Here is a 17,261-nt window from a genome sequence, read left to right as displayed (position 1 = left end):
TATGAGCCCCGCCGCGAGTATCGCCGCAGAGCGCCAAGCCGACCTGAACTCGGGACGAGACGAGTCCCGAACACTGGCAGAGATCCTGGCCATCACCCACTCCACCCTTCTGACACAGGTGGTGCCGGCGGCCCCAGAGGAGCTGGTTGAAGCGGCCAAGCACGCCGACTCACTCGGCATCCTGGCTCGTATGCAGACCATGGGAGAAGCGCTGTATACGCACCTTGGTCGCTCCGCCTGCCTGGATCTCGCTAATCACGCGGCCGACACCGTCCGGGGCTGGGCAGTCTTCGCCCTGGTCTCCCAGGAGAAGGACGCCGACGTCGACACGCTGTTGACCCTGGCAAGACCGGCCGCGGACGACCCGCACTTCGGGGTGCGCGAGTGGTCATGGATGGCAGTGCGCCCGCACTTGGTGCCCCAGCTTGACGAGGCCATCCGCGCGCTGCGGCCATGGACCTCAGAACCCTCGGAGCGCATTCGGCGCTTCGCCAGCGAGGCGCTACGTCCACGGGGTGTGTGGGCACGGCACATCCCCGAGCTCAAGAAGGAGCCCGAGCGGGGCCTTCCACTGCTCGAGCCGCTGCGTGCCGACTCCTCCCGCTATGTGCAGGACTCCGTGGCGAACTGGGTCAACGACGCCGCCAAGACCCAGCCCGCCTGGGCCAGGGAGCTCTGCGAGCGTTGGCAGGAGGAGTCGCCCACCCCGGCCACTGAACGGATCATCAAGCGAGCACTGCGCTCGATCCGGTGATGGTGTCGGCCAGATGGTCATCGAGTCTGGCCAGGACCACCCTCTCGGGAGTCACGTGCGACCTCGACGGGGACATTCCGCGCGGCCGGGTACGTGTCCTTCCAGCCGGGGGCATTCGACGCCGTCGGGGACCGGATTCCCGTCCCCGAACGCGCGAGATGTCCCCGGCCGTGAAGAAAAGTCCCCGCCAACGAGAGCCCCGGAGGGGCCGGTACGTATCAGGGCGACGTCAAGGCACGGCATACTTCGGTCGTGCCCGACACCGCGCGTCTTCCCCTGAGTCGGTGGCGCCTACTCCCCCGCCGCCTGGTCCAGTTCGCCCTCCTGGAGCTGGCCTGCTGCGCCTTCGCCATCGCCATCTTCGTTGGGCTCGCGGCGAGTGCCCTGATCTGGAGCTACACGGATCCGCCGATTGCCCGCTACGACGCCCTGCTGATCTACGTCGTCGTTGTGCAGATCGCCTTCGTGGCCCTGAAGCAGGAGACCTGGCGCGAGCTCGGCGTCATCTGCGCCTTCCACCTCATCGGGCTGGCGCTGGAGGTGTTCAAGGTCCACACCGGCTCCTGGGCCTATCCGGATGCCGGGGTGGTGCGCGTCGGCGGGGTACCGGTCTTCTCCGGCTTCATGTACGCCTCCGTCGGCTCCTACATCTGCCAGGCCTTCCGGCGCCTCGACCTGCACGTGGGCGGCTTTCGGTGGTGGCCGGTGAGTCTGCTGGCCGTGGCGGCCTACCTCAACTTCTTCACCCACCACGTCATCATCGACCTGCGCTGGGTCATTGCCGCCGGTTTCCTCATCACCCTGTGGGGAAGCGCCGTCCACTTCACTGTCGGCGGGGAGCGCTACTGGATGCCGACGACGGTGGCCTTCATCCTCATTGGGGGATTCCTGTGGCTGGCGGAGAACCTGGCCACAGCGTTGAGCGCCTGGCGCTACCCCGACCAGGCCGACGGCTGGCACCTGGTGCACGCCGGCAAGTTCGGCAGCTGGGCGCTGCTCATCTCACTGAGCTTCGTGCTCGTCGCCGCCGTCAAGGCGAAGGAGGGCACCCTCTACGGACGCGGCCTGCCGCGCGTGACGCGCCGGCGCCTGCACATCACCGATACCTGAGTCGCGCACTGTGCACCCCGGCCCGTCACCACGCCCTCGTCACTTCCCCACCGCCTCCCGGCCGTCTCCCCAGCCCGTCACCAACACTGACGGGGACATTCCGCGCGGCCGGGTGCGTGCCCTTCCGACCAGGGGCATTCGACGCCGTCGGGAACCAGAATCCTGTCCCCGTACGCGCAGAACGTCCCCGGCTGCGCGGAAAGGTACCTGAACGCGCAGAATGTCCCCGGCCGGGCGGAGATGTCCGTGAGGAGAGCGGTCAGAGGTTGACCTGGCGGGAGATGATGCCGGCCTTGGCGCGGCGGACCTCGGGACTCAGGGGGCTGGAGTCGGCCAGTGCGGCGTCCAGGCGCTTGCCCATGGCCTGCAGCGGCTTGGTGAGCTCCTCAGCCTCCGTGCCGGGCACGAGCTCCCACACGGGGATGGCCAGACCGTTGGCCCGGAAGGCGCCGACGAAGCGCGCACCCTCCTCCAGGTCGGACTCGCGCGCGGCGTAGATGCGGGCGAAGGCGTTGAAGAACTCGTCCTCGTCCTCCCCGCGCACCCAGCGCACGAACTCCTTGGCACCCAGCCGGCACCAGTAGGCGTGCTCGACGCCGGGCACAGGCCGGGTCGGGGCGATCTCCTCCTTGGCGCGATCGATGGCCTCCTCGACGATCTGGCGGGCTTGCGCGTTCTCGCCGGCAGCCTGGGGGTCGACCCAGAAGTCGAAGGTCTCGCGCACGGAGACGGCCGGCGGCTCACTGGTGTCGAGGACGTCCTGGAGGCGCGGGCCGGGCTCGGGCAGGCCGTCGGCGCGCAGAGCCTGGCCCTCGGGCAGCTCGAGGGTGGCCAGGATGGCGGCGGCGACGTCGCGGGAGGCGTCCCCGGAGTGCATGGAGGTCTGCATGGCCACCAGGACCTCGCCGTCGGAGCGCTTGAGCCCCTGAACGAACTCGGGAAGAAGCGTGACGAGCTGGACCTGCTGACCGCCGTACTCCTCGGTCAGGCGCACAGTAGTCGTGGCGGCCGGGATGATCTGGGCCATCGCCACGAGGTCCTCCTCGGCCGGCAGACCGGCGAAGGGGCGGGCAACGAACTCGATGCTCTGCTTGCGGGGCTTGGCCGATGCGGCGGCCGGACGGCGCCCATGGCGCTTCTTCTTCGACATGCCCGTCAGCCTACCGGCCACCCCGCGCCCCTCCCAGGCCGACGGCGGCCCGTCGGCGCCCCATGATGCGGTTCACGGCAGTTCTCCCCATCGGTTTCCCCCGACGTCACAGGGAGAACAGTCCCGCCGACGCATGAAGTGGGGAATGCTACTCCCATGCGATTCAGTGCGGCGAACCTTCGGCACCTGTGTGTGCGTCTTGCTCGAACGATCTTCCGAAGTCGTTCACTCACCGCCGCGCTCGTCCTCATCATGGTGACCGCGTCCCTATCCCTCGCTCAGGCGTGGGCACGACAGGGCCCCGTCATGGCCTCATCCCTCACCGAGCCGAAGGCGCCGGCCTTCTCAACATGGCAGGCGCCGGCCGAGACGAACGAGACCATCTCCTGCGGTCCCTCCACCGACACGCGCCCTCCGGCCGGGGCGACGTGGCGCGAGGCATGGCGCTTGACAACTGACACAACCCAGGACATGCAAATTAGTTTTCCGCACGTCTCAAGATGCGGGAAATATTTTGTCGTTCAATCAGCCACATATGATTCTCCCAGCATTTTGAAAGGATACGTCCTCGAAAACGGCCACCTCAAAGAGCTATGGAAAGCACCTCCCAAGATCATTCACACCTGGGGCAGCAATCCATGGTGGGGCGGGCATATGCTTCTTAAACACGAGATCCTCAATCCCGCGACTGGAACTATCGAAAAAGCCCCCTGGTCGACCAACGACTACCCCTACATCATGTCTCCCGATCTCGTCCTGACATGCAACATGTATGGACACACCAACCACTGCGCAGCCTGGGAGTGGAACAACGGCGCACCGAAGCAACGGTGGGAGCGCCAATACGACAAACAAGTCGAACCTGTCGCCTTCGGAGTCGCAGGAGACACCTCCGCACCGAGCCCCCTCGTCGAATTATCTCAGCCGAAGGGAAATGGATGGGAATCTGTCGGAACCGGCATCATGAACTTATCCGATGGAACGGTAACCGCACTTCCCGACGAACTCTTTCCAGGCGAACGAGCCGACTACATACCGGCCCGAGACGGCTGGATCCGCATACCCAAAAAATCCGGCACCGCTGAGACCTACTCTCTCCAAGGTGAGCGCATTGGAACGTTCCCGCTGTCGGGAAGCAATGCACCACTTCTCATTTCTGAGTCCGGGATCCCGACTCTGGAACAGTTCCAGAAGGCCTACGAGTCAGGAGACACATCCTGGGCAAAATACGTCATCGAATGCACCACGAAAGACGCATGTACATTCAATGGAACGCCAGTAACCCTGCCCTTTGAACGGTCCTTCGTCTATCCTCCAGGGCGAGGAGAACTCCAGATCCACTGGAACCTGTCCAGCGATCAACAAGTCCTGGCCGTCTCAACCTACACAATAAGCGGCGCAGGTCAAGAGGTGAACAACAAAACATCTCTTGTCATTGATACGCAGACCGCGCGCGTCATCACACCCCCTACTTCCTCATCACACATCATCACGAGCTTGGGCGACTCAGGACTTTTGGTAGGTATTCAAGGAGCTGAGATCGTTGGATACACACCGAAACATAGCTGAATCAACACACCGACACGCTGGATGTCACGACTGCCTCAACAACCGCCTCTCGTCGCTGCTCAAGTGCCGCAACCACCAGATCAATAATTCTCGACATCCCATCCAACTCAGCCAACGCCTCAACCGGGGCTAGCTCACGCTTGTCGAGCTCAACGGTCAGCTCTCCGAGCCTCCGATTCTGCTGAGCCACCCATCTTGCGATGCTCTCACGGTCGACAGCACTACGCCGACGCACCGATCCGGCCATTCGCATGACTGCTCTCAATTTCTCCAGGACCGGCTCCTGCTGCTTCTCCCAGGATCGCGACCATGTGGGCGACATCGTCAATATTGAAACCGTATCCACAATGACGTCATCACCATCGTCGAGTGCCGCCGAACGCTCCTGCAGGCTCTTCGCGCTGTCATACACGTTTTTACCGAACCAGTCGAGACCTTGAGGGTCACCGAATTCCTGCCAGGCAAGCGTCACATTACGGTAGTCCTGCTCAAACCGTTCATAGCGCGCTGCGAGCTCTCGCGATTCGGGAGCACTTGAGTCAAGGGTGCCTACTCGCAGAGCAGTCGAGTCATAATCATAGGTCACTTGTCCATATGAACTGGCAGCAAGTCTTGCCATGCGGTGAGAAATAATACCGCGACGAAGATAAAGAAACAGTTTTATTGCACCCCAGAGGCTCACGACAGCAGCAATAGCGACACCTGTACGCGCACGTCCGCTACCGTAGGCACCCAAGTACGTCTCGGTTTTATTTCCTATAGCCAGAACGCCACCATTCCAGTCCTGATTAGAGAACTGGGTCTCCGCAGCATCCTGAATGGCAACCTGCTCCGAACGTTTAAGCGATACATCGGCACCCGGATACACGCCGACCTGATGTGCGCGGGGCGCCACCGCGATGATGACGACTCCTTTCTTCCAGTTCCTATAGTCGACCGTTCTAATATCGTTCTTGTACTCCAACTCCTGGTCTGCGAAGGACGCCACAGCCGCATCCAGATTCTTAATTCCCCATCCGGACAGAGAAATGACCTCAAAACGAATGTCCTGACGGAGCCTCAGCTCCCCCAGCTCGCGCTCCAACAACTCACGATCAAACACTCCCGCTTGGTCATGCACACTGACAGTCGGAACATAACCCAGCATTGGGGAGAAAAACATCATGACCGGCAGTGTAAGAATCATAGCCGCGCGCAGCAGTACATTTGCCGCAAATGAGATCGCACTCGACGACCCACCTCCTTCACGTTTATGATTTTCTTGAGTCATGCGAGCCTCAACCTACACTTTCGATTCTTCTTGACCTTAGACTTGTCTTCCACTGCCGGCGCCGCTATGGCATAAAAATAGGCATCCGATATGTCTCGGACTGGCGGATAAATAGACATGGGGCCCGGAACCTCCGCCCTCAAGGCAACATAGGAAGCGGCCGGAGAGTGGGGGGTCATACGAACAGTCGTGGAAACGTTGGAGAAGATCTGCTGGTCATCAGGAGAGTCTGAGAATTTCACAAGATAAACGCCATGAGCACCGACTCTGAACTGAGGCTTGGAAGAAAATCTCAGAACATCTTTCGCGCACTTCGGGAATTCCTGCCCGTAGCTCGTCAGGTATTCCCTAAAATCTTTATAATGCGCTCGCTTGAGGGGGCCGTGGAATAATTTGTCAACTGCCTCTTCAGCGAACTTTTTCGCCTCAGTGGAGAGGCGGCTCAGTTCACGAAGCGCATCGGACGGGAGCATTATTCCGGTTAATACCTTCGTGGCAGTAGAATCAAGCTCAGCCCGCTTTAGATTCACCCAGTTCAGCGCCTCCCTCGAGAACGATTGATGATCCTTCGGGACATATGAGAAGATACGTGCTACTGCCGCAATATCTCGCTGCACGAGCTCATACTCGTTTTCCCATGACTCCTGCCAGGTCCCTCTCCTCGTCAAGAGCTGAGCACAGTTGACAACCGTCTGCTGCATGGCGCGGAGCTGCACGGAGTAGACCTTGACATACTCAGCAAGACGACCACGCCTCATTCCATACCACTGAAGGCCAATGGGGTTCCCTATGATCTTCCAGGCGCGATCAAGTCGGCGATAGTGCCGCTGCAGCACCTTATACCGGGCGATCACTTGAATGCCGTAGATGTCACCGGCAGGGATGAGTCGAAGGTAGTCACTGACAGCTGCGCGCCCGGCCATCGCCTGAGAGTATGCCTCACGCGCTTCTTGAATGCCAGACATCGCCCGTTTCCCTCGACCTAAATAATATCGAATCCACTTGCTCGCAGCGATGAAGAAGATGAAGAATAACGTGATTTGAGCACACACCCTGACAGGATTTAACTGAGCACCAATGTAGTCAGATGCAACTTTGGCGGATTCTAGAACACGCCCGACCTCGTCGCGTTCTATCATTTTCAACTCCGTGACGCCCCATACTTCCTCCCTTCCCTCTTCGCTGATCTGCAGCCGGGAACCGTAGTAGTATCCCGCTACCTGCCCCTCCAGCCTTTCATCATAATTGGCGTTGGGTGCAGCAGCGATCACGAACACATTGTCGGCCCAACGTTCAGAATCCGTCCATGATATCCAAGGGACGTCAGTGGCGTGGGTGCGGGCGTAGTTCTGAACCTCCTGCTCAAGGTTTTGAACTTTCGAGTTGCTCACATCAACCACAGCGATATGAGTCGGCTGCCGGAAGGTGAGCTTCTTAAGGTCGGACTCAATGAAGTCCTGAGGAAGAACACCGGGCTCATCATGAATCTCGACCGTCGGGTGGAACTGCTTCGAGGGGTAGAAGGGTGATTGTCCACCATTGATGATGAATGGAGCAGCAACAAGAGCCACACCAATGAGGAGATTGCCCACGTAGCCGAGGATCGCTCTCATCCCACCGAGCTCAGATACCGTTGGCAGCTTCTTCACAGCACTGCACCCCCAGGATTCGGGGCCGCGTCCGCCCGGGCCGCGGCGCCGACATTCACAGCGGCGTCGAGCTCGGCCAAACTGGCCGTCCTCTCGGCGAGACGAGTGGCCTGAGCGAGAACACCGCGGCCGAACCACTGAGCACCACGAGGCTCCCCGAAGTCCTTCCACTGCTGGCTGACGGTGTCGTACTCGTCGCGGAATCGTCGGTAGTCGGAACCAACGTCCCGGCTCTGGCGGGACCCCTCCGGCAGGGTTCCCGCCTGCAGCTCGGTGAGATCGTAGGTGTAGACGATCCGCATCATCTCATGGCGTGCCCCTTGAGCACGCCGCCGAGCAGTCATGCCCCGCCACAAGTAGTAAACAAGCCATCCGGTTCCCACAGGGAAGGCGAGGACTCCGCCGACGACCCGCACAATCATGCTGCTTCCATCGCTTGAACCGATGTAGGTCGCCAGCTGCCGCCCCATCGCCACGGTCCCGTCATCCCAGTCGCTCTGAGCGTAGTGGCTTCCCGCCGCGTTCTCGATGGCCGTCCGTTTGTCGGCTGACAGCTGCAGGTCCTTCGCCGCGTAGCAACGTACCCAGTGAGACTCGGGCGCTACCACGAAGAGGATCGTTCCATTCACTGGGCTATCGACGTCGGAATCCTTGAACCAAGACGAGCCTTGTGTGCCATCACTCGCGTACTTGATAATCTCCTCATCAATATTGCTAATGCCCGATCCGGGAACTGAGAGCACCGCGATGCGAACCTCACGATCGTAGACCTGCTCCTCCAGCCCATGGCGAAGAGCCTGCTCGTGATAGATACCGGCCTCATCACGAACTTCCACGACAGGACGATGCCCGGATGCAATTGGATACAGGAGCGCCGCCGGTAGAAGCAGGATCGAGATCAACGCCCCAGCTATATTCAGGAGGAAGATTGCGACTGCTCGAATACCCCCAAGACGGACAATCGCAGATTGCTTCATGTGACATTCCTTGTTGACAATCGAGCCGGCCCCGAACGACGCGCTGCGTCTGCTCTCACTGGTCGAGGTTAACAGTATTAATTGTCCGTCTTAAACCGTGTGTATTTAGTTCGTCGTCGAGCGGCCGACGTCAGCCGTACCGGCGTCACCGCCCCGGGAAGGTCCCGTCCCCGAGGAATCCCCTGCGCAACGGCGCATGGGGACCGATCCTCGCACCGGCCACGGCGTAGGCGTCGGCGTCGTACAGGCTCCCGGCGTCACCTCCGGGCTCGACGACGTCCAGCCATTCCGAGGCGTTCACCCAGTGCTGGACGTCGAGGTCGGGAGGACCGAGAGGAGAGTCCACACCTGCGGCCGCCGTCCACCCCAGAGCGTTCGTCGCGCGACGGACGTCGGCCGCGATCCAGGCGAGCTCATCGAGCGCCGCCGAGGGCTGCAGCAGGCCGGCCGACAGCTCAGCGGTCATCTCACTGAGGCGCTGATGGTGTGCACGGACCAGCTCCCGCGCCTCCACCGTGCCGCCGGGTGTGAATGCACAGGAGTCGATCCACTGGCACAGGTCCAGGAGCAGGCCGAGGTCCTCCAGGACTGGACGCTGCTCGTCATGCCAGATCCGCTCCCAGCGGGAGGACAGGGTCAGGAAGGCGGCACGGCCGACGATGACGTCCTCGGTCGAGTCCAGTGCGGCCGAGCGCCGCTCGAGCTCGGTGACCCTCCCGAGCATCCCCAGCTCGAACCACTGGGCGCCGCGCGGGCTGCCGAGGTCCTGCCAGGAGCGGGTCAGGTTCTCGTACTCGTCGCGCAACCATCGGTAGTCGGCCATGACCCGGGCGCCGCGCACCTCCCCCTCCGGGACGAGGCGCGCCTGGAGCTCGGTGGCCTCGTAGTCGTAAGTGACCCGGGAGTAGGCACGCCGAGCCTCCCGGGCCATTCGGCGCGCGGACAGGCCGCGCCACAGGTAGTAGGCGATCCCGCCGGCGCCCATGAGGGCCGGCAGCAGCATGACGGCGGCGAGGAAGGGCTCCCATACCGCCACGACCACCGGTGACAGCACGACCGCCAGGCCCACAGTCATGATGACGCAGAAGGCCAGCAGCGAGCGGATCCCACCGAGGCGGACAACGAGAGGAAGGTGCGTGGGCGGCATCCGTCGTCCTCTCGTCGCGTCTCGAAGGGGGGGGCTGGCCAACCGGCGGTCGTGTGCCCGCCTGCCGGGCCTCATCCTTCCCATCAGTCCGGTCATCTGCCATGGGGAGAGCAACACGGGGCGCCCCCGACAAGGGGCACCCCGTGGAAGTGGAACCGGGAAAGAGCCTAGTGAACGGGTCGCCCCACCGGCAGGGTCGAACACCCCGTGCTGGGCAAGGCAGCGCCCCATCTGACGCGGCCGATCCCAGTTCGCACCCGTACGACCGGCGCCAGTCTCAGGAGTGGCGCCGTGACTTCGGGGATGGCTCTCGATCGGGCCGACTCAGGACCTGGCGGCGATGGCCTCGATCTCGACGCCCGCCCCCAGCGGCAGGGCGGCCACCCCGAAGGCGGCCCGGGCCGGGAGGGTCTCGCCGGTGAAGTAGCGGGAGTAGACCTCGTTGACGGCGGCGAAGTCGGCGATGTCGGCGAGCAGGACCGTGGTCTTGACGACGTCGTCGTACCCGAGCCCGGCCTCGGCCAGGATGGCGCCCACGTTCTTGAGGACCTGCTCGGCCTGGGCCTGGATGTCGCCCTCGACGAGCGCGCCGGTGACCGGGTCGAGCGGCACCTGCCCGGAGACGAAGACGAGCGAGCCGGCCTCCTGACCGGTGGAGACGCCCTGGGAGTAGGGGCCGACGGCGGCGGGGGCGTTGGTCGTGGCGATACGGCTGACGGTCATGGTTCCTCGTTCCTGCTGGACACTGGAGTTCGGCCGCGTCCCTGGTGAGCGGAGCGGCGGCCCGGGTGGCAGCGCAGTGGCGCCGGCGCCCGGACCAGACTACCCATGCCCCGAGGACAAGCCGGTTTTCAGGGAGTGCACCGGGCAACCGCAACGGATTCGCCGTCGGGGTCCGACACCGGATCCGACGTGAGCCGATCGGGCTCGTCCCGTCTCTCGGGCCCTTCCGCGCCCCTCCCAGACCCTCGCAGCGGGGCCTCCTACGACGACGTCGTGCGGCATCCCGACCTCGCCGGCCACCGCGTCCCAGCCTCGGAACGACCAGTGTTTCGCACAGCGAAACGGGCTGATCCAGTCAGTGGCACGTGACACACTGAGCCCATGCACGCACGCGCAGGACAGCCAGCACAGCCCGAAGACCTCATCGACGTCGACGAGGTCGTCTCCGCCTACTACGACCTCGTCCCCGACTCCGCCGTCCCGGCTCAGAAGGTCGTCTTCGGTACCTCCGGGCACCGCGGATCCTCTCTGGACACCGCCTTCAATGAGGCCCATATCGTGGCCACGACCGCCGCCATCGTGGAGTACCGCCGCTCCCAGGGCACCGACGGCACCCTCTACCTGGGCCGAGACACGCACGCCCTGTCCGAGCCCGCCTGGCGCACCGCCGTCGAGGTGCTCGCCGGGGCCGGGGTCACCACCGCCGTCGACGCCCGCGGCGCCTACACGCCCACCCCGGCCGTCTCGCACTCCATCCTTCTGGCCAACGGCGCCGGGACCAAGGCGGGGGTGCGCACGAGCGGGCCCGGCCTGGCCGACGGCATCGTGGTGACCCCCTCCCACAACCCGCCGCGCGACGGCGGCTTCAAGTACAACCCGCCCACCGGCGGCCCGGCCGGCTCAGAGGCCACCACGTGGATCGCCAACCGCGCCAACGAGCTACTCGCCTCCGGGTGGCAGGACGTCCCGCGGGTCCCGGTCACCGAGGCGCTCGACGGCCCCCACATCATCAAGCACGACTACCTGGAGACCTACGTCGCCGACCTGGAGAGCGTCATCGACCTCGAGGCGATCCGCAAGGCCGGCGTGCGCATCGGTGCCGACCCGCTGGGTGGCGCCTCGGTGGACTACTGGGGCGCGATCGGTGAGCGCTACGGCCTGGAGCTCACGGTGGTCAACCCCGAGGTGGACCCGGCCTGGCACTTCATGACCCTGGACTGGGACGGCAAGATCCGTATGGACTGCTCCTCCCCCAACGCCATGGCCTCGCTGCGCTCCACGATGACGCCCGACGCCGAGGGCAAGACCCCCTACGACGTCGCCACCGGGAACGACGCCGACTCCGACCGCCACGGCATCGTCACCCCCGACGGCGGACTCATGAACCCCAACCACTTCCTGGCCGTGGCCATCGAGTACCTGTTCACCCACCGGCCCGGCTGGCCCGCCAACGCCGCCGTCGGTAAGACGCTGGTCTCCTCCAGCCTCATCGACCGGGTGGCCGCCGCGATCGGACGCACCCTCATCGAGGTACCGGTGGGCTTCAAGCACTTCGTGCCCGGTCTGCTCGACGGCTCGATCGGCTTCGGCGGCGAGGAGAGCGCGGGAGCCTCCTTCCTGCGCAAGGACGGCACCGTGTGGACCACGGACAAGGACGGCATCATCCTGGCTCTGCTGGCCAGCGAGATCATCGCCGTCACCGGCAAGTCCCCCTCCCAGCTGCACGAGGAGCAGGTGGAGCGCTTCGGCGCCAGCGCCTACGCCCGCATCGACGCCGCCGCCTCCAAGGAGGAGAAGGCCAAGCTCGCCGCCCTGGCCGCCGAGGACGTGACGGCCACCGAGCTGGCCGGCCAGGAGATCACCGCCCGACTGGTCAACGCGCCCGGCAACGGCGCCGCCATCGGCGGGCTCAAGGTCACCACCGAGGACGCCTGGTTCGCCGCACGCCCCTCGGGCACGGAGGACGTCTACAAGATCTACGCCGAGTCCTTCCAGGGCGCCGAGCACCTGGCGCAGGTGCAGGAGGAGGCCAAGAAGGTGGTCGCCGCAGCCCTGGGCGGCTGACGGCGGAGGCGCCTTCCTGCCTCGCACCACCCCACCAAGCCGGGCATGTCTCGCGCAGCCCCACAGAAATTCTGTCGGGGGCCGCGGGAAATGCCCGGCTCGGCGTCTGTCTGCCTCCCTCCCTGGCACCCCCCTCCCTGCTCACGGGGACATTCCGCGCGGCCGGGTGCGCGCCGTTCCGGGCGGGGGCATTCGACGCCGTCGGAGACGGGATGCCTGTCCCCGAACACGCAATGTGCCCCCGGCCGCAGAAGAATGTCCCCGCATGCGCGGTATGTCCCCGGCCGTGACCTCGGGGCGCGCGGAGACGCTGGCGAATACTCGACGCCCGGCTACCGACTGGTGAAAATATGGGTATGGGCACCACCGACTCCCCGGTTCTCCACATCCGCACGACCCGGACGGCCCGTGCGGAGCAGGCGCAGGACGCAGCTATGGCCGCCGCCCTGGAAGCCATCTGCTTCCCACCCGAGCATGCGGCCAGTCCGGCCACGATCGCCAAGCGGATGGCGACCTATGCCGACCACTTCTGGCTCATCGAGGATGAGGGCGGCATGCTGCTGGCACTGGTCAACGGACCGTGCACCGACGAGCGCGATCTGAGCGACGAGATGTATGAGGCCCCCGCGATGCACGACCCCGACGGGGCCTGGCAGATGCTCCTCGGCGTTGCCACGGCGCCCGCCGCACAGGGGCAGGGGCTGGCCACCCGCCTGCTGCGCACCGTCATCGAGACGACGCGCGCCCACGGCCGCCAGGGCCTGGTGCTCACCTGCCTCGACGACCTCGTGCCCTTCTACGCGCGCCTGGGGTTCGTCGACGAGGGCCTGTCCGCCTCCCACCACGGCGGCGCGCCCTGGCACCAGATGCGGCTCACCCTGGCCTGAGCGCCCCACCGCACACGGCTCCGGGCGGGGACATTCCGCGCGGCCAGGTGCGTGCCACCCCGTACGAGGACCTTCGACGCCGTCGGGGACAGGAATCCCGTCCCCGGACACGTGGTATGTCCCCGGCCGTCAGCAAAAGTCCCCGGCCGCGAGCACAGGTCCCCGCACACGCGAAAAGTCCCCACAGATGGCGACTCGCCGGGCGCCACAGGTCACCTGATGCAAGCCGCCTCCACAAGGCCGACGACGTCGGGCGCCTCCTCCCGTGCTTCGCCCCACGATGAGGGGCATGAGTATCACCGCACTCGAACGCACCACCGTCTCCCACACTCTCAGCACAGCACCGTCGCTGCCGTTGCTCCTCACCTCTGATCCGGTCATGGCCGGGGCATCCCGACTGTTCACCGGCCCGGGACTCACCCGGATCGCCCCGGGGACCTACGTGCCCTCCCAGGAGTGGAAGGAGGCCAGACCCGACCTGAGGCACACGACCCTCATCCGGGCCGCCATGACCAAGACTCATGGCGACATCGTCCTGCTCGGCCCATCAGCGGCCGTGTGGCTCGGGCTGCCCCTGGTGGGCCGCCTCCCCGGGCGAGTTCAGTGCCTCCGAGTCAGCGAGGCCCGTGCGCGCACAGCACTGCTTCAACGCCACCGCCGCCCCGGCCTGGGCGACCTGCTGAACGCATCCGGCGCCCACACCTCATCCGTCGCCGACACACTCGTTGATCTGGCCCGGTGGGGCGGGCTCACTCAGGGGGTCTGTGCCATGGACGCCGCCCTGGCCGCCCACCTGTGCACCCGCACCGAGCTGACCGACGCCGTCGACCGCCTGGCCACCGGCGCCCACGGCATCCGCAGTGCCCGCACCACCATCCACCTGACCGATGAGCACTCCGAGTCCCCCGGAGAGTCCCTCTCCCGCGTACGCATGTGGCAGGCCACCCTGCCCCGCCCCGATCTCCAGCATGAGGTTCATATCGACGGCCAGACCTACCGCCTCGACTTCCTCTGGCCCCACACCATGGTGGCCGGCGAGTTCGACGGCCGCATCAAGTACCGCAAGAACAGCTACGGCAAGGACGCGGAAGACACCGTCCTCAGCGAGCGCCGCCGCGAGCTCATCCTCACCCGCGCCGGCTACGACGTCGCCCGCTGGACCTGGGAGGACGCCTGGCCTGCCGACGCCTCCGCCATGTGCCGCGAACTCGCCCGACACGGCATCCACCCCACCGGCGTGCGCTGGTGACAACCACTGAGCCGGGCATCGTTCGCGTAGCACTGCAGAAATTCTGTTGAGGGCCGCGGAAAGTGCCCGGCTCGGTGTTGAGTGGGGCAGGGGTCAGCGGGCACATGTACCGCTCGCTGGCGGGGACATTCCGCGCGGCCAGGTGCGTGCCACCCCGTACGAGGACCTTCGACGCCGTCGGGGACAGGAATCCCGTCCCCGGACACGTGGTATGTCCCCGGCCGTCAGCAAAAGTCCCCGGCCGCGAGCACAGGTCCCCGCACGCGCAGAAAGTCCCCGGCCACTTCCGGGGGCGAGCGATTAGGGTGAGGGTGTGAGTCAGTCCCGCCCGTCGAGGCCGTCCAAGAACCACGTCGAGCACTCCTCCACGCACACCGATCCTGCACGTTCCACGCAGACCGCCGGATCGGCGGGCTCCCCCGCGTCTTCCGCACCCACCGACTCCCCGACGAGCCCTGCGGCCGCATCGGCCGACCAGGCCTTGACACCGCCGGGAGTCCCCTCGGCACCATCCGGCACCACCACGCCGCGCCGGGCCCCATCTCAGCAGTCCCGGCCCGGCCCGCAGGACGACATCATGCTGGCCACCGGCCGCCCCCGGCAGGCCGAGCGCCCCAAGCCCCCCACCCAGGAGCAGATCCGCAACCAGCCCGGCCGCAAGGCCTGGGTGCCCAACCAGCACGGGGCCTGGTCGATGCTGGTGCTGCCGCCGATCGTCGGCTGGGTGGTGGGCGGCTTCAGCTGGGTGAACCTCCTGTTCCTGCCCACGTGGTGGGGCAGCTACCTCACCTACTGGTCCTGGTCGCAGTGGCTGCGCACCCGCTCGGCCCGCAAGCGCGCCCTCATCATGCTGCCGCTCCTGGTCTACACCGGCTGGACGGCCTCGCTGGCGCTCATCACCCTGCTCGTGGCGCCCTACCTCATCCAATGGGCGGTGCCATTGCTGCCACTGTTCGCCATCGCGTTGCACCAGGTGTGGCGCGGTCACGAGCGCTCGCTGCTCTCGGGGCTGTCGACGACGACGGCCGCCTCCCTCATGGCGGCCGTCACCTACAGTCTGGCGGTGCGCGGCGACGGCGGGTTCCTGGGCCTGGGAACGCCGAGCTCCCCCCTACCGGGGGCTTCCCCCAGCGGCGCCCTGACCGGCTGGTCCTGGATGTGGCTGGTCACCGCTCTGACGGCCGCCTACTTCTGCGGGACCGTGCCCTACATCAAGTCGATGATCCGCGAGCGCTTCAACTACGTGCTGCTGGCCGGCACGGTGGCGGCGCACGCGGCGGTGGCGGTGGTGACGTGGTGGCTGGCGTCGTCGGGGATGCTGCCGTGGGGACATGCCGTCCTGTGGGTGGTGCTGACCGTGCGGTCGCTGGTCATGCCGCTGTGGCAGTGGCAGCTGGTGCGCACGCGCCACCGCCCACTGCGCCCGGGGACGATGGGCATCGTGGAGGTCGTCATGTGCGTGGCCTTCCTGGTGACCATCTCGGTATGACGACGCCGTAGCCCACCCCGCTCCGGCAGGTCTCAGCGCTCGGTGCGCCAGGCGGCCGCGGCGGCCAGGACCCTCTCGTTGTCCGACGTCGTCCCGATGGAGACCCGCACCCCCTCACCGGCGAAGGGCCGCACGAGAATGCCGGCGGCGCGGAAGTGCTCGGCCAGCGCCGTCGTCTCCTCACCCACACCGAGCCAGAAGAAGTTGCCCTGGGCCTCGGGCACCTGCCAGCCCTGGGTGCGCAGGGCGTCCACGACCCGGTCGCGTTCGACGGCGACGGCGGCCGAGCGCTCGGCGGTGCGGGCCAGCTCGGCCTCCCCCAGGGCGGCGGTGGCGGCGGCCTGCGCGGGCAGGTTGACCCCGAAGGGCGTGGCCACGGAGCGGATGGCGGCGGCCAGGCCCGGCTCGCACACGAGGTAGCCCACGCGCATCCCGGCCAGGGCGTGGGCCTTGGAGAAGGTCCGAGAGACCACGAGGTTGGGCGCCCCGGCCAGGAGGGTGAGGGCGTAGCCGGCCCGCGGGTCGGTGACGAAGTCGAGGTAGGCCTCGTCGACGAGGACGACGACGTCGCGCGGCACGCCGGCCACGAGCTCGGCCAGCTCGTCGGCGGTCAGGATCGTCCCGGTGGGGTTGTTGGGGGTGCAGGCCATGACCACGCGTGTGCGCGGGGTGATGGCCGCCAGCATGGCGGGCACGTCGTGGCGGGCGTCGGGGGTCAGCGGGACGCGCACGGCCCGGGCCCCGGCGACGGCAACGCAGATCGGGTAGGCCTCGAAGGAGCGCCAGGGGACGACGACCTCGTCGCCGGGCTGGCAGACGGCGTCGAGCAGGTGCTGGATGAGGGCGACTGAGCCGTTGCCGACGACGACCTGCTCGGCCTCCACGCCCCAGCGGCGGGCGAGGGCCTGCGTCAGGGTCTCCCCGGTCATCTCCGGGTAGCGGTTGACCCCGGTGGCGGCGCGGGTGATGGCCTCGACGACCGCGTCCTGCGGCGGGTAGGGCAGCTCGTTGGAGGAGAGCTTGGCGATCTGCGCCGCGGCGGCGTCGGGCCGGGCCCCGGGCACGTAGGCGGGCAGTGCGGCGACGTCGGGGCGGATGCGGACCGTCGTCGAGGGGCCGTCCTCCGAGGCCGCGGCGGGGGTCGCCGGCTCGGGTCCGCCGGGCACTGGGGTCGCTTCAGGAGTCATGACCCCATCTTGGCACCGGCACAGGTTGCCCAGGCA

15 protein-coding genes are annotated in these 17,261 nt (G+C 66.1%); 7 read left to right on the top strand and 8 right to left on the bottom strand.

The features are described from left to right. Position 1: 1 nt before the first annotated feature. A complete protein-coding gene (locus BKH28_RS03230) occupies positions 2-754 on the top strand; it encodes a DNA alkylation repair protein (protein WP_075417456.1) in 753 nt (250 codons plus the stop codon). A 252-nt stretch (positions 755-1,006) separates the two neighbouring features. Beyond that, positions 1,007-1,864 carry a DUF817 domain-containing protein gene (locus BKH28_RS03225; RefSeq protein WP_075417455.1) on the top strand — a complete coding sequence of 286 codons (858 nt, stop codon included), beginning with the start codon at positions 1,007-1,009 and terminating at the stop codon, positions 1,862-1,864. Positions 1,865-2,123: 259 nt separating this feature from the next. Here BKH28_RS03225 and BKH28_RS03220 read toward each other — a convergent pair whose 3' ends face one another. Together BKH28_RS03220 and BKH28_RS13690 are read right to left on the bottom strand one after the other, a co-directional pair. Further along, entirely contained in the window at positions 2,124-3,014 is an 891-nt protein-coding gene (locus BKH28_RS03220; protein WP_075417454.1) for a DUF5926 family protein, read from the bottom strand. A gap of 278 nt (positions 3,015-3,292) precedes the next feature. Continuing rightward, positions 3,293-3,487, bottom strand: a complete 195-nt coding sequence (locus BKH28_RS13690) for a hypothetical protein (protein ID WP_256695451.1) — start codon at positions 3,485-3,487, stop codon at positions 3,293-3,295. Here BKH28_RS13690 and BKH28_RS03215 point away from each other — a divergent pair. Beyond that, positions 3,486-4,583 (top strand): serine/arginine repetitive matrix protein 1, encoded by a 1,098-nt coding sequence (locus BKH28_RS03215; protein ID WP_256695450.1) that lies wholly within the window; start codon positions 3,486-3,488, stop codon positions 4,581-4,583. The genes BKH28_RS13690 and BKH28_RS03215 overlap by 2 nt on opposite strands. Before the next feature lies 1 nt (position 4,584). On the opposite strand, the gene BKH28_RS03210 is transcribed toward BKH28_RS03215, so the two are convergent. The 5 genes from BKH28_RS03210 to BKH28_RS03190 all read right to left on the bottom strand — a co-directional run bounded on the left by BKH28_RS03210 (position 4,585) and on the right by BKH28_RS03190 (position 10,349). Further along, positions 4,585-5,853 (bottom strand): DUF5129 domain-containing protein, encoded by a 1,269-nt coding sequence (locus tag BKH28_RS03210; RefSeq protein WP_075417452.1) that lies wholly within the window; start codon positions 5,851-5,853, stop codon positions 4,585-4,587. Further along, the gene (locus BKH28_RS03205; protein WP_075417451.1) at positions 5,850-7,502 is read right to left on the bottom strand and encodes a DUF5129 domain-containing protein; all 1,653 of its coding nucleotides are present in this window, start codon (positions 7,500-7,502) and stop codon (positions 5,850-5,852) included. The genes BKH28_RS03210 and BKH28_RS03205 overlap by 4 nt, the downstream gene beginning before the upstream one ends. Then, on the bottom strand, positions 7,499-8,479 hold the full coding sequence (locus BKH28_RS03200) for a DUF5129 domain-containing protein (RefSeq protein ID WP_075417450.1): 981 nt from the start codon (positions 8,477-8,479) through the stop codon (positions 7,499-7,501). Before BKH28_RS03200 ends, BKH28_RS03205 begins: the two co-directional genes overlap by 4 nt. Before the next feature lie 145 nt (positions 8,480-8,624). Further along, complete coding sequence (locus BKH28_RS03195) at positions 8,625-9,626, bottom strand: DUF5129 domain-containing protein (protein ID WP_075417449.1); 1,002 nt, start codon at positions 9,624-9,626, stop codon at positions 8,625-8,627. Between the two features lie 324 nt (positions 9,627-9,950). Beyond that, positions 9,951-10,349, bottom strand: coding sequence for a RidA family protein (locus BKH28_RS03190; protein WP_075417448.1), 399 nt, complete (start codon positions 10,347-10,349; stop codon positions 9,951-9,953). 381 nt (positions 10,350-10,730) lie between these two features. Here BKH28_RS03190 and pgm point away from each other — a divergent pair, with 381 nt between their 5' ends. The 4 genes from pgm (at position 10,731) to BKH28_RS03165 (ending at position 16,038) form a co-directional block, all read left to right on the top strand. Then, positions 10,731-12,413, top strand: coding sequence for a phosphoglucomutase (alpha-D-glucose-1,6-bisphosphate-dependent) (pgm, locus tag BKH28_RS03185; RefSeq protein WP_075417447.1), 1,683 nt, complete (start codon positions 10,731-10,733; stop codon positions 12,411-12,413). 356 nt (positions 12,414-12,769) lie between these two features. Then, positions 12,770-13,300, top strand: coding sequence for a GNAT family N-acetyltransferase (locus BKH28_RS03180; protein WP_178388820.1), 531 nt, complete (start codon positions 12,770-12,772; stop codon positions 13,298-13,300). A gap of 289 nt (positions 13,301-13,589) precedes the next feature. Beyond that, on the top strand, positions 13,590-14,549 hold the full coding sequence (locus tag BKH28_RS03175) for a hypothetical protein (RefSeq protein ID WP_075417446.1): 960 nt from the start codon (positions 13,590-13,592) through the stop codon (positions 14,547-14,549). 313 nt (positions 14,550-14,862) lie between these two features. Then, on the top strand, positions 14,863-16,038 hold the full coding sequence (locus BKH28_RS03165) for a YwiC-like family protein (RefSeq protein WP_178388819.1): 1,176 nt from the start codon (positions 14,863-14,865) through the stop codon (positions 16,036-16,038). A 32-nt stretch (positions 16,039-16,070) separates the two neighbouring features. On the opposite strand, the gene hisC is transcribed toward BKH28_RS03165, so the two are convergent. Further along, on the bottom strand, positions 16,071-17,225 hold the full coding sequence (hisC, locus tag BKH28_RS03160) for a histidinol-phosphate transaminase (RefSeq protein ID WP_075417443.1): 1,155 nt from the start codon (positions 17,223-17,225) through the stop codon (positions 16,071-16,073). Positions 17,226-17,261: the final 36 nt, after the last annotated feature.

Source organism: Actinomyces oris (genome assembly GCF_001937665.1).
In the GTDB taxonomy this organism is placed as follows: domain Bacteria; phylum Actinomycetota; class Actinomycetes; order Actinomycetales; family Actinomycetaceae; genus Actinomyces; species Actinomyces stomatis.
The sequence above is the reverse complement of the archived record's forward strand: the minus strand, read 5'-3'. Positions and strand labels throughout refer to the sequence as shown.

What these genes read in the sequence shown, in the direction of transcription:
- BKH28_RS03195 (WP_075417449.1), bottom strand. Translation starts at nt 9,626, where the DNA reads ATGCCGCCCACGCACCTTCCTCTCGTTGTCCGCCTCGGTGGGATCCGC.
- BKH28_RS03230 (WP_075417456.1), top strand. Translation starts at nt 2, where the DNA reads ATGAGCCCCGCCGCGAGTATCGCCGCAGAGCGCCAAGCCGACCTGAAC.
- BKH28_RS03200 (WP_075417450.1), bottom strand. Translation starts at nt 8,479, where the DNA reads ATGAAGCAATCTGCGATTGTCCGTCTTGGGGGTATTCGAGCAGTCGCA.
- BKH28_RS03220 (WP_075417454.1), bottom strand. Translation starts at nt 3,014, where the DNA reads ATGTCGAAGAAGAAGCGCCATGGGCGCCGTCCGGCCGCCGCATCGGCC.
- BKH28_RS03190 (WP_075417448.1), bottom strand. Translation starts at nt 10,349, where the DNA reads ATGACCGTCAGCCGTATCGCCACGACCAACGCCCCCGCCGCCGTCGGC.
- pgm (WP_075417447.1), top strand. Translation starts at nt 10,731, where the DNA reads ATGCACGCACGCGCAGGACAGCCAGCACAGCCCGAAGACCTCATCGAC.
- BKH28_RS03210 (WP_075417452.1), bottom strand. Translation starts at nt 5,853, where the DNA reads ATGACTCAAGAAAATCATAAACGTGAAGGAGGTGGGTCGTCGAGTGCG.
- BKH28_RS13690 (WP_256695451.1), bottom strand. Translation starts at nt 3,487, where the DNA reads ATGTCCTGGGTTGTGTCAGTTGTCAAGCGCCATGCCTCGCGCCACGTC.
- hisC (WP_075417443.1), bottom strand. Translation starts at nt 17,225, where the DNA reads ATGACTCCTGAAGCGACCCCAGTGCCCGGCGGACCCGAGCCGGCGACC.
- BKH28_RS03175 (WP_075417446.1), top strand. Translation starts at nt 13,590, where the DNA reads ATGAGTATCACCGCACTCGAACGCACCACCGTCTCCCACACTCTCAGC.
- BKH28_RS03180 (WP_178388820.1), top strand. Translation starts at nt 12,770, where the DNA reads ATGGGCACCACCGACTCCCCGGTTCTCCACATCCGCACGACCCGGACG.
- BKH28_RS03215 (WP_256695450.1), top strand. Translation starts at nt 3,486, where the DNA reads ATGCAAATTAGTTTTCCGCACGTCTCAAGATGCGGGAAATATTTTGTC.